Source organism: Mesorhizobium marinum (assembly GCF_040813675.1).
Lineage (GTDB): Bacteria > Pseudomonadota > Alphaproteobacteria > Rhizobiales > Rhizobiaceae > Mesorhizobium_K > Mesorhizobium_K marinum.
In genome coordinates this window covers 263,703-276,226 of sequence record NZ_JBFOCI010000002.1, presented here as the reverse complement: position 1 = coordinate 276,226, position 12,524 = coordinate 263,703, and the positions used below count along the sequence as shown (strand labels likewise).

8 protein-coding genes are annotated in these 12,524 nt (G+C 64.7%); 3 read left to right on the top strand and 5 right to left on the bottom strand.

Annotation, left to right across the window (positions count from 1 at the left end; translation table 11 throughout):
• Positions 1 to 7: 7 nt before the first annotated feature.
• From ABUE31_RS06830 to ABUE31_RS06820, 3 genes are all read left to right on the top strand, one after another.
• Positions 8 to 1,612, top strand: coding sequence for a hypothetical protein (locus tag ABUE31_RS06830; protein WP_367722779.1), 1,605 nt, complete (start codon positions 8 to 10; stop codon positions 1,610 to 1,612).
• 37 nt (positions 1,613 to 1,649) lie between these two features.
• Entirely contained in the window at positions 1,650 to 3,176 is a 1,527-nt protein-coding gene (locus ABUE31_RS06825) for a hypothetical protein (protein WP_367722778.1), read from the top strand.
• Positions 3,177 to 3,380: 204 nt separating this feature from the next.
• Positions 3,381 to 5,069 (top strand): hypothetical protein, encoded by a 1,689-nt coding sequence (locus ABUE31_RS06820; protein ID WP_367722777.1) that lies wholly within the window; start codon positions 3,381 to 3,383, stop codon positions 5,067 to 5,069.
• A 26-nt stretch (positions 5,070 to 5,095) separates the two neighbouring features.
• Here the strand turns inward: ABUE31_RS06820 and ABUE31_RS06815 are convergent, their stop codons facing one another.
• The 5 genes from ABUE31_RS06815 to ABUE31_RS06795 are packed head-to-tail and all read right to left on the bottom strand — an operon-like array spanning position 5,096 to position 12,523.
• Positions 5,096 to 6,622 (bottom strand): glycosyltransferase, encoded by a 1,527-nt coding sequence (locus tag ABUE31_RS06815; protein WP_367722776.1) that lies wholly within the window; start codon positions 6,620 to 6,622, stop codon positions 5,096 to 5,098.
• A complete protein-coding gene (locus tag ABUE31_RS06810; RefSeq protein ID WP_367722775.1) occupies positions 6,619 to 8,823 on the bottom strand; it encodes a glycosyltransferase in 2,205 nt (734 codons plus the stop codon). The genes ABUE31_RS06815 and ABUE31_RS06810 overlap by 4 nt, the downstream gene beginning before the upstream one ends.
• Positions 8,820 to 10,313, bottom strand: a complete 1,494-nt coding sequence (locus tag ABUE31_RS06805) for a hypothetical protein (protein WP_367722774.1) — start codon at positions 10,311 to 10,313, stop codon at positions 8,820 to 8,822. The genes ABUE31_RS06810 and ABUE31_RS06805 overlap by 4 nt, the downstream gene beginning before the upstream one ends.
• Before the next feature lie 39 nt (positions 10,314 to 10,352).
• Positions 10,353 to 11,321, bottom strand: a complete 969-nt coding sequence (locus ABUE31_RS06800) for a glycosyltransferase (protein WP_367722773.1) — start codon at positions 11,319 to 11,321, stop codon at positions 10,353 to 10,355.
• The gene (locus tag ABUE31_RS06795) at positions 11,318 to 12,523 is read right to left on the bottom strand and encodes a glycosyltransferase (protein ID WP_367722772.1); all 1,206 of its coding nucleotides are present in this window, start codon (positions 12,521 to 12,523) and stop codon (positions 11,318 to 11,320) included. The genes ABUE31_RS06800 and ABUE31_RS06795 overlap by 4 nt, the downstream gene beginning before the upstream one ends.
• Position 12,524: the final 1 nt, after the last annotated feature.

Here is a 12,524-nt window from a genome sequence, read left to right as displayed (position 1 = left end):
CTGGTCCATGCACGAGTGGGTGCTGGCGCCGCTGCTCCTGGCGATCGGCATGTTCGGCAGCGTGCTGCCCGACATGGGCTACTTCAGCATGGTCCCCGGAGACATTGGCGATCCGCGCTTCAACAGCGTCGTCCTCGAGCATCTTTTTCGCCTGGCGACGGGGCAGCAGAATGCGCTGTGGAGCCCGGACTTCTTCTTCCCGTTCGGCGGCGTGCTTGCGTTCAGCGACAATCATCTCGGGTCTGGCGCCGTCTACGTCGCGGCGCGGCTCCTCGGCGCCATGCGCGAGCATGCGTTCGACGTCTGGTACCTGGCCGGATTCATCCTGAACTTCCTCGCGGCCCTTTATGCGCTGAACCGGTTCGGCCTGTCACCGGCGGCGTCGGCCATCGGCGCATTCCTCTTCACCTTCGCGATTCCCGCTCTGGCGCAAAACGGCCATGCGCAACTGGTCTACCGCTTTGCGGTCCCTCTGGCCGTGCTCGCGCTTTGGCAGTTGTTCACGAGGCGGCGGGCGATGGACGCTGTGACGGTGATCGTCTGGACGGTGTGGCAGTTCTACTGTTCGATCTATGTCGGCATATTCCTGTTCTACCTGCTGGCTGCGATGACGGCCGTGCTCGTTCGCCAGGAGCGCAGCGTACCGCTGCGGCCATGGCTCGAGAGCCTTTCGCGCGAGACGGCCGCGACGAAGGCGCTCGGCGCGGCAGTCGGCGTGGCGGCCCTCGCCGCGCTCGCATATCTAGTCGGCAACTATTTTGCGGTGTCGCGCCTCTACGATCTTGGGCGCGACGTCGAGCAGATCACGCCGATGCTGCCGCGCTGGGCGAGCTATATCGTGGCTGATGTCAGTCCCTGGCTCGACGGCGTCGCCCGCTCGATCCCCATGCCGGTCCGGCACGAGCACCAGATGTTCGTGGGCTTCGGCGCGGTCGCGCTGGCTGCGGCCGGCATCTTGGGGGCGTGGCGTCAGCCGGGCTCGAGGATCGGCAAGACCATGATGTGGTCACTGCTGCTGATGATGATCGGCACGCTATGGATCAAGCACTTTTCGTTCTACTACCTGATCGCCTGGCTGCCGGGCATCAACGCCGTGCGCGCCGTCACCCGCATCATCGTCGTCATGCTCCTGCCGATTTCCGTGCTGGCCGGGCTGGGTGTCGACTATCTGAGGCGGGCCGTCGGCAGGACCGCGATGGCCGATGTCGCGGTCGTCCTGGCTGGGGCTGCCCTGGTCGTTCTCGAGCCGCTTAACGTCCCGCCGCGCTCCGACCCCATCGCAATGTGGCAGGAAAGGCAGGCCGCGCTGAAGGCGATCCTGCCGACGGATCTGCCGCCGGACGCCATCATCTGGGTAAGGACCGGATCGGACGTGCGGGTCGACATGGTGCATGCCGAGCTCGACGCGATGATCCTCGCCCAGGATATCGGAAGACCGACGCTCAACGGCTATTCCGGCAACCAGCCGCCCGGCAATATCGGCAGCGACAGCTGCGACAGCGTCGAGGACAAGCTGCGCGGCTATGCGGACTTCATGGGCGGCATCGATGTCTCCGACTACGTGAAACGCGTGGTGACGCTCGACCTGTCGCCATGCGGGAAAGCTCAGTGATGCGGCCCGGATTGTCCCACCAGCGACGGAATGCCGGATGACCGCCGCAGGATCGCAACGGCCGCAGCTGTTCCAGGTCGCCCTGCTCGCTGTGCTGATCGGGATCACGTTCCAGGGGGCGCTCCGGTTGCCCGGTGTCAGAGAAGCGCCGCTCGGTTGCGACGACTTCGGCTACCACAGGCAGGCGGCGTTGTTCAGGGAAAACGGACTGCACGGCTTCGACACGGGGCTCGAGACGCCGAATTCGCGACGGCTTATCGAGATCGCGAAGGCCACTGGAGAGAAGACGTCTCACTGGTACCAGGCTGTCGCCCCTCACTGCCACCACTATCGCGCGGATGTCGACAAGGTGATCCTGCAGTACCCTCCCGGGACCGGCATGCTGATGGCGCCCCTGCCCGAGGATGTAGAGCGAAGGTGGCTGAGATACGGCTGCCTGTTCGCAGTCGCCGCGGCGTTCGCCTATCTCCTTGCAAGGACAACGCGTCCTGCCGATGGACTGGTCGTTCTCGGCGGTGCGGGGCTTGTCCTGGCCGCATCTCAGGTCGGGACCGACTCGGCCTATGCCGGCATCGCCCTGTCGGTCGTCTGCGCGTTGCTCCTTGCGCCGGCGCTTGGGACAGCCGGCACCCTGGCGCCGGCGCTGCTTGGGTTGGCGGCCGGGTTTTCATCGACGATCCGTGTGACCAACCTGCTCATCGTCGCAATCGTCGGCCTTGTGTTCCTAGTCAGGCTGGTCAGGAGCAGAAGCCGGTCGGACGTCGCCAGCCTGATGGCCTATTCGGCCGGGTCGGTGGCAGGCCTCGCGCCGGCAATTTGGGCAAATTTCGTCAATGCGGGCTCCATCTTCAGGACCACCTACTCGGCCGTCGATGCGACGAAGCCGGAATTCGATCTCGACGACATCTTGCGCGGAATAGCGTTCTATTTCGGAGACAATTCGAACGGCCTCGCCCTGACCCTGTCGCTGGTGATCGGCATCGCGACTCTGCTCGCCCATCCACGATCCGTTGCAATGTCGGTTGCGGCATGGGTGATGGCTCTGTCGCTCGCCTATCTCGTCCCAAAGGATGTGCTCGTTCCATACTATCTGCTGTCGGCGGCAGCGTTCCTGACGACGGTTTCGGTAGCCGTGTTGATCGGCTTGCCGGAGCCGACCAAGCCTGCGAGGGGATGGTCGGCTTGGGCCTTCCCGGCGGCCGTTGCGGTCGCCGCAGTCGTGGGGCTAATGGCCATCGCGTTCCCGAGCCAGAGACTTGCCATCGATCCGGCCGTCAAGCAGCGATTTGCCGACGATCCGATCGTCTGGGGCGATGTCTATGGCAGCGCAGTCGTCGCGCGTTACGGCGCCTATTCGGCCAAGATCATGTTTACCTCGCCCGAGATTCAGGACGCTCTCGTCTCCGGACTTGACGATGCCGGAATTGAGCAGTTCTTCCTCGTCGACACGGATTCGATGGCGGCGGTCGTCGATCGCGTCCGAACCCGGTGGCTGCTGACGCCGGCGGGCGACGTTTTCGGAAGACCTCTCTACAGGCTGTCCGGGCGCCTGGCGGCCGGATGAGCGCAGCATTCCCGATCGCGCGTGGCCGTCAGAGAGGAAGCGGTTGCGACGCGTTCGGCCCCCGGCGGCCCTGCAAAAAGGCGAACCGGCTTTCTTCACCCGACCCGGTGAGCTATCGATAGACCGATTGGGTTGGTTCGTGGGGCTCTCCTGTTCCATTTCGGCCTGCTAGCGCTGACAGCCGCCGCGGTAACTCTGCCGGGCATGCTCGTCGTCGCACTGCTCTCCAGGGGCCGCTCATACGAAGAGATCCTGTTGCGTGGCCCCGCCGTCGGCTTTGCCGCAGCCGTCTATCTCGCCCTGGTGTCGAGCTACCTGCATCTTGCGCTGTTTTGGGCGGCGTGGCCGATGCTGGCGCTTGCGCTCTTCCTGATCGTCTGGCGGATCCCGCTGCGGTTGCCGTGGCCGGCGCGTCTCGACGTCGTCGGTTGTTGGCTGGTCATCGTCATCGCGCTTGTCCTCGTGACCAGGCTGTTGCCGACGCAATGGCACGTCCTTCCGCCCGGTTGGGATTCCACCTTCCATCTGCTGCTGGCCAAGAAAATACTGACCGCCCAGGGCATGATCTACGACTGGCTGCCATTCGAGGCGGCCGGACTGAACTATCCGGTCGGCAGCCATCTGCTGATCGCGGAGTTCTCCCTGGCGACCGGCCTGCCGCCACACACGGTCTTCAAGTTCCTGGTGCCGCTGTTCGGCGCGATCACCACGGCGCAGATTTTCGTGTTTACGCTGCGCGTCTCCGGGCATCGAGAACTCGCACTCTATGCCGCGGCGAGCTATGGGTTGCTCGCCGTTCTCGGCAGCATCGACTACTACCGCTGGGGCGGCCTGCCGAACCTGATCGGCATGAGCTTCTTCCTGGAATGCCTGATCGTCTCGACGGAACGGCGCCCGGGCATGCGGGACGTTGCCCTGTTCGGGCTCCTGTTCACCGCGATCTTCTTCACCCACCATCACGTGATGGTCACGGCCGGGCTGACCTTCGCCGCAATGTTCGCCGTGTGCCTGCTGAGGCGCGAAGAGCATGCAAGGGCGAGACTGATCCTGGGTGGCCTGCTGACCAGCCTGGCGATCGGCTGCTTCTACATCGTGCCCTATGCGCTCAAGGCGACCGGCCTCGGTGACACGTCGATCTTCAGGTTCGAAGAAACGTTCATTTCGTTCGACAGCTTTCGTCACGGGCTGGGCCACATCTTTTCAACGCTTGCCGCGCTTGGCCTGGCGACCTGGTTGGTCCTGTGGGGCCTGCGACGCCAGGACGTCCGGTTCGACCTGGCGCTCTGGGTTCCGCTGGTCACGATCGCGTCGCTGTTCGTCATCTTCGCCTACGCCGTTCGCGCGATCACCCTGTCGCTCTACGGAACCGCATACGCCGTCTTCACGCCGTCGCGCTTCCAGACCGACCTCGTGTATTTTCTCGCGGTGTTCGCCGGATACATCGTCTTCGCCGCGCGGCGCAGCGTGCCGATACCGGTCTCGGCCGGCGTGTCGGTGGCCAGCCTGGCGTTGCTCTACCTCGCCTTTGAAAACCGTGAGCGCTGGAACGTGCTCTATGAGCCGAACATGCCTTATGAGCGCTACATGGCGTTGGACTGGATCAGCAAGAACACGCCCCCGAACACGATCGTTTTGAGCAACGATCCGGCTGCCGCCTACGTCTCCTGGCGGCGCACGCTGAACACGCCGATACCGATCTCCGAACCCCGGCCGAAGCGCGGCCTGACGAGCAAGGACATCGTCCGTCTTCGAACATCGAAAGATGCATCGGCCGAAGCGCGGACCTGGCAACTCGTAGCGGTGGCGCCGCTTTCGACCGCAGGCCCCGGCGACGAGGTGTTGTGGGCGAATTTCGAGCGCGAAGCCGTCATCCTGAAGAAGCGCGCGCAATAGACGACCGCCAAACTGGAGGAAGCCTTTCAGGGCGACAGAAGTTCAAAAAATCCGGTTCCCGACATCCTGGGCAGGAGGTCGTCGACGCGTCGCGCCTGGCCTGCCAACAGCGCCGACCGCCGAGCCGGGTCGGCCAGCACCGCGGCGAGGTGTTCGGCGAGATGGGGAAAGTCCTTCGTGGCGAAGCGCAGTCCCGAACCGCCGAGCGTCTCGGCGACTGCCGGCACGCCGTAGGCAAAGACCGGCAGACCGTTTCGCATCGCCTCGAAAAGCGGGAGGCAGAAGCCCTCATCCTCGCTCATCGAGACATAGGCCGAGGCAGACCGGTAGAGGTCGGCGAGTTCGGCCGGACCGACGCTGCCCAGCCATCGCACCGCCCCCGCAGGCAGGCCGAGCTCCTTTCGCTCGACCCAGTCCAGGTAGTCGCGGTAGGCGCGGTTCGGCGCGCGGCCGACGATCCAGCATTGCGCCGACGGGCTGGCTTCGCGATAGGCGGCGAACAGCCTGAGCACGTCTTCCACCTTCTTGTGCGGTCGCATCTGCTGGACGCTCAGCAGCGCGTCTTGCCTGGGAGCGCTATCCTCGTGGCGCGCCGCCGGTCGAGGCGCGATTTGCGGCGGGATGACGCCGATGTCTGGAGCACGTTCAGGTCCGAGCGCGCGCGCGAGCGCACTGGCCGAGTGGCGGGAGTTGGCGGCGAAGCGATCGAACCTTGCCAGCCGGGGCAGTTCGGCGATCGCCTTCGCGCACACGACGCTGAGTTCCGGATCGAACACCCTGACGAGGTCGGGATCGGTGATGCCGTGGAAGTAGACGCACTTGCGTGCGCAGTCGGCCGCGAGCAGGGGCTCCAGCAGAGGGTCGTGCTGCGAGTAGAAGTAGAGCACCTGGTCGGCCGGCCCGATGCGCTCATGCAGCAGGTTCTGCGGCTCGACGATGTCGTTGATCGTGAGGTCGCAGCCTTCCGCATGCATGCGGACCGGAATGCGGTTCTGCCTCAGCATGCGGTAGAGATCGAGGCACAACTCGCCGACCGCATCGCGCTGGAAGATCGCACGGGAAACGATGTGGATCGTCTGGCCGGGATCCGGGATGTAGGGAGACGGTGCCAGGCGCGGCGAGGACCAGTCGCGATCGAACGCAGCTCGAAACTCGACCAGGGCGTCCTCGCCGGGTACGGCGGCGATCCGGTCCAGGGCCAGAATCGCGTTTGTCGTGTTCGAACGGACGACGGCGTTGAGGAGCAGGCGGCGATACTGCGGCGGAGCCGGATTGAGCCAAAGCTGCGTCGGCGGTTCATTGGCAAGGGTCGCCTCAACCGCGCTTGCGTCGACCCGCAGGCGGATATCGACTGGCGAAGCCGCCGCCATGCGAAATTTCCACCATCCGAGATGCCCTGCCGGATGAACAGGATGGTCGAGATCGTAGACGTCGATGACGATCGAGGCGTCGGCCTGAAGCGCCGCGTCGCTCACGGCCAGCGTCGTACCGATGGCCTCGGTGCTGGCGACGGCCCTGTGTCCGAAGGCGATGCGAAGGAGTTCGTCCGTCATGGCCGCGCATCCGATGCCGAGCGCAGCCGTTCGACGAACTGCCTGGTCAGTTCAACGTAGGTCTGACCGTGGCCGAGCGACGGCTCGATATGCGTGTTTTCATGAAACTCGTTGAAGGTCGAGACAACGACCAGATCCGGCCGCGGACTGAGCGCTTCGATCCAGTTCAGCCCCCTGGCGAAGGTCTCGCCCCCGTCGCGCTGGATGGCGCGGCGCGGGTTTCCGAGCCGCCTGACGTCGGCCAGACCCGTATCGTCGTAGCCCGGGGATACCGAGACAACGCGGTATTCCATGCCGGCTTCGTCGGCGCGCCGGCATGCCAGGTTCCAGATGTTCTCCAGGTTGGCGCTGTCCGCGAGCTCAAGCGGAGAGAACGGCGCGAAACCGGAAAACAGGCGATGGGTCAGCGCGTCCTCGCCCGCGCCGCCCGGAAGCCGCAGACCGGCCGCGATGTTGACCAATCCATCGGTCGCCTTCGCCAGCGCTGCGAGCAGCCGCTCGCGCCGGTCGTGAGCGCCTGTCCAGAACCAGAACAGGGCCGGCTTGCCCTCCAGCCGCAGGTAGTTGGGATGCGCCATGTACTGGGTTCGCAGCCTGTCAACCACCGTTGCGAGGGCTTCGGCATCGTCAGAATAGGGAGCGATCTGCACCGCGAACCGCAACTTCGACCCCCGCTCGGCGGCGAGCCGGAACAGGCGGTCGATGCTGCCGGCTTCGATATCGTTGATTTCGGAATGATCAACGTGGAGGTTGAGGATCGCATAGTCGAGGCCCATTGCCTCGAACTGGCCGAGATGGCGCTCGATGGTTTCGCCCTTCATCGACCCATAGTAGCCGAGCAGAGGCTGGTCGGCGACATGGCCGAACGCGGCGTTGTCGTTCCAGTGGGCCGCGCCGTAGCCCTCCGCGTACCAGAGGTAGTACTGGGCGCCAACCAGGGTGTGGCGCGGCTTCCCGGGCGGCTCCATCGGGGGTGGGGGAGGCGCCGTTTCCAGCAGCACCGCTTCGAGTTCGCGGGCGGTCCTGTCCCAGGTGTAGAGCACCGCGGTTCGCCGTCCGGCCTCGCCCATCCTGTCGCGCAGTTCCGGATCGGACTGGAATAGCGACATCTTTTTCGCGAAGGCCGAAGGAAAGGGGGGAACGAGAAACGCGTTCTCCGGCGTGCACAGTTCGGAATAGCCTCCCTCGTTCACGGCAATCAGCGGCAGTCCGGCGGCGAAAGCCTCCAGCACGACAATGCCGAACGGTTCGCGTATCGGAGCGAACAGGAAGGCGCTGGCTCGCGCGAAGATCAGCTCGAGCTCCGTATTCTTCAGACCGGAAAGGAAGAAGACCCGGTCGCTGACACCCAGCCGTTCCGTCAGTTCGACGAGCCAGTCCCGCTCGGGACCCGATCCGATGACGATGAGCTGGGTTTCGTTGGTCAGCGCCAGCGCCTCGATCAGCAGCCGGATTCGCTTGTGGTCCCAGAGCTGGCTGACCGTCACGAAGAGATTCGGGTCGCGCGGCAGTTCGAGCGGCGTCGTCGGCTCGGCGCCGGGATAGACGATGTCGTCGACTTTCCGCCCATAGACCTTCTCAAGATAGTCCGCGCAGTACCGGCTGTTGGCGACGACACGCTGGGGCACGACGGTGCCGTCGGCGGCCGCTATGGCTCCCAGATACGGTTCGAAAAGCCGCGCTGCGAACCGGTCGTAGTCGTATTTTGGATAGATATGCGATCCCTCGCTCTCGCCGCCGAGATATTTCTGCTCATAGCGCAGGTCGTGCAGCATGCGCAGCGGCTCGTGCGGGTACCAGACCATGGGATGGCGGTCGATCAGATGGGTCGGCCATAGATGCGTGTGATAGATCTCATGCGTCCCGATCTCGTCGCGCCAGAGCTTCGGCAGCAGGACTGCGTTGAGCAAAAGGGCGTGTTCTCCTTCGAAGAACGGCGTCAGGAGACGCCGGGACACCCGGTCCGTGATGCCGTGCTCCTCAAGCAGGCGATCGTTGATCGCGGCGGAGTAGAGCGTGATCCTGTGCCGCTTCTGCCACCTGGCGAGGCACTCGATGACGACGCGCTCCGCTCCGCCATATTTCTCCAGGGAGGGAATGACGAGAGCCAGGTCCAGACTGCGGGCGTCGTGATCTATCTCTGCCTCCTGTCTAAGCGATGTTGCAACGAATTGAGCGGTGTTCGGAGCGCGCCGGTTCACGCGCGCCGGCGGTTGCGAGATGGTGGACTTGTCTGCGTCGCCGGACGTTTCGCCATCTGCTTCACGATCGGGCAGCCTTGCGCCCTATCGCAATATTTGCCCAGTCGGCCCTGGCTAAGGTCGCGGCGAAGTTCGACCATCGGCTGCGAATTGAACGCTGCATGCAGGCTGGATTCGAGCTGGCTCTCGTCGATGTCCTGCCATGGGATCATCGCTTCACGGCCATAGCAGCAGGGCATGATCCCCCGGTCGAGCAGGTACGCGGTCTTCCAGGGTTCCGAGCAAATCGGCGTGCCGTCATGGGCTGGGCCGCTGTTGCGCGCGAATTCATCCCATTCGATCGACACGGCCATATCGTTGGCTAGCCCTTCCGCAAGGCAGGCCTCGCCGATCGGAGACAGCTCGTCCGCGTCGAGGCATTCGGCGTCGTAGTCGAACTGCCAGCCATGATGGACCAGGCGTCGGGTGTCCAGGCGGTCCTCGACATAGAGCGTCCGGAACGTGACGCGATCGACGCCGACGTCTTTCATCAGGCGCAGAAAATCGGAAATCTCGCCGCGATTGGAACGCATGACGATGAAGCTGACAAACACCTCAGGCAGTCCGCCGAAAGCGGCCCGTTCACTGCACAGCGCCCTCAGGTTCTTGACGACGAGTTCGAACCGATGGTCTCGGTAGCGGTTGTAGCCGGCGGCCGTCGCGGCATCGACCGACACGTGAACGCGCGCCGGACGGCCGAGAAGCAGGTCGCGCTTCTTCTTCGACAGAGTCTGTCCGTTCGATGTGAACTCGAATGTCCTGCCGGCCTGGGTCGCCATGTTGACCACCTCGCCGAAGGACGCCTCGAGAGGAGGCTCGCCGTAGCTGCAGTCGTTGACCGCGAGCGCGAGGTCCATGAACTGCCCCATGTCGGACAAAAACTTTGGCGTGAAGGTTGGAGAACCCCGTTCCATGCGCTTGGCCCAGTCCCATGAGCAATAGACGCAGGGCTTTTCGTTGGCGATGTTGCAGCGCTTGGACATCGTGATGCGCAGATGCGTCGGGAAGGACGCCAGTTGTTCGCGGCCTTCGGCGAATTCTGCGCTGTTGAGGAGCGCGTTGGCATGACGCCGCCGGCGGATTTCATGGAGTTCCGGGTCGTCGTGGAAGGTCACTTCCCGGATCATCAAGCCCAGCGCCCTCGTGTCGTCGGGTGCCTGGAAGGCGAGGCCGACCTCGAACTCAACGGACGTCGCGTCGGTGAGCCGAAGATCGACGACCTGCCATCCCTGGAGCAAATGCAGATGGGAGCGTTTGCCGCCGGCTTGGACGGTGAGCGAGTTGCCCTGCAGCGGCGACGCCAGTTCCAGGCAGACGAAACGACCGGGTCCGGGGGCGGCGGGCGCCGCCAGCGCAAAACGAGGTCTGGTCCAGCGAAACGGACCCTCCCGGTCGCGTTCCCATTCCCAGAATCCGGCGTCGGAATCTCTGCCGGCCACTGAATTGAGCATTGGGCGTTCAACCCGCGCGTCCGGGCCCCCGCTAGTCGGTTACACCAGTTCCGAATAGATCGATTTCAGTTCGGCAACAACCTCGTGCCATGTGGGCGGAATGAAGGCCGAAGGGGCGGCGCAAGTCAATCGTTGCGCCAGCGCGTCCGAAATCGCCGCGGCGATGGAGGAAACGGACATCGGATCGACATAGCGGGCAGCCGACCCGAAATACTCGCGCGTCGATCCTTCGCCGGTGATAACGACCGGCGCGCCCTGGGCCGCGGCCTCCAGCGCCGCAAGTCCAGGCGTCTCGAAGAGGCTTGGCAGCGCGAAAACCGTGCATGCCGCGTAGGCCGAACGGATGAGCTCGCCGGCATGCTCCAGATTGCCGACATAACGCAACTTCGAGCCGCCGGCGTGCCGCACCGCAGCAAGGTAGTCCTGGTCGCGGGCTCCGCCGGCGAGAACGAGTGTCGCGTCTTCGATCGCTTGCATGGCTTCGGCAAGCCGCAACTGGTTCTTGCGCGGCTCGATGTTGCCGACGCACAGCACGATATCGCCGGTGATGTCGAAGGCACTGCGGAACGCGTCCGGGTCGGACTTTCTAAGGAAGCACTCGTCGACCGCGTTGCGGACGGTGACAAATTTCGCAACCGGAAGTTCCAGGAGCCCGGAAAGCACGGCGCTTTCGGCCTCGGAATTCGTGACCACTCTGTCTGCGAGAAACAACTGGTGACGGATTTCGTCGATCGGAAAGCCGGCGGCGGTCTCTCTGGTGACCCAGAGGCTCGACGAGACGACCAGCGGCAGCCCGAGCTGCTTCACAAAGGCGCAAAAATGCGACGAGCCGCCCACGCAGGAAAAATAGTGGACGATGTCGTGTTCCATGAAGCGGGGGTTCCAGGGGTCGAACCGCGCGACCTCGATTCCTGCGTCGGCAAGGTGGCGCTCGTAGGCGAGCAACTGCACCTCGCCCCCGCCGGGCGTGTGGAAGGCCATGGGATAGGTGGCGAACAGGACTTTCACGACGCCACCCCGCGGCGCGCGGGCGTCTGCGCATTGATCTCCAGCATCGTCTCCTGCCGCCTTTTCCAGGTGTTGTCGCCAACCGCGGCGGCGGCCTCGTGCGCCGACAGGCGGCCGCGCCTCAACTGGCGCTCCACCGCGACCGCGAATCCCTCGACCCCGTCTCCCGCTTCCAGAAATGTCGCGCCGCCCTGCAGGAACGCCAGCCCCGTCGAGGCGACCGGCACGCCGCCGGCCAGGTATTCGTGATACTTCATCGGGTACATGGATGCCGTGTACCGGTTGAGCCGCATCGGCAGCAGGCCGACGTCCATCCCGCGCAGATAGGACGGCAGGTCACCATAGTCCTTGCCGCCGAGGAAGTGCACGTTCGCCATCCGCCGCAATGCTGCGAAGTGGTGGCCGGGCTGAGCCGGCGGCTCGTCGCCGATCAGGATGATCTGCCAGTTCGGACGGCGCTCGGCGAGACCCAGCAGCAGGTCGGTGTCGATCTTGTAGGCCGAGAGGGTGCCGTGAAAGCCGAGCCGCGGCCCCGGAATGCGGGCCAGATCGTCCGGCAGGGGACCCGGCGCCATCGCGGTTGCGAAATGGGCAGGGTCCACCACGTTCGGAACCAGGTGCACGTTGCCGTTGAGCTTGCGCGCCTTCGCTGCGAGCGGCGGCGCGGTGACGAAGACGACGTCGCTGGCCTTGAGGATTTCCGTCTCCTCCTCCTCGTAGCGCGCCACGTCGACGCCGGGAATTGCCGCGATGTCGTCGACGCAATGGTAGCTGAGCGTGCCAATCTGGATGCCATCCAGGATATCGCGGACGAACGGATGATAGGCCCACACTTCCGGGCTTCGGAAGCCGGCCTTCTTGAGGAACCGGACCAGCGAGGACCGGACCATGGCGCGGTTCAGTCCGCGAACCGCGCCGTGGTCGCGTCCCCAGGGAATCACCGCCGGCGACAGCACCCACAGGTTGGCGCGCACCTGCCTGGGACCGGACACCAGGTTCCGGACGCCGCTCTTCAGGCGGGCGGCGAGCCGTCCGATATCGCGGCGGCTGGCAAGGCTGGGCCTCCGGATGCCTGGGGTTTCGACATAGAGCACGCGATGCCCGCTCTCTGCGAGATTGGCGGCGACATGCTGCTTGTTCGTCCAATAGCGGGTCGCCCAGTCGGCGGTCGAGAACAGGACGATGTCGGGGCGCTCGGGCATG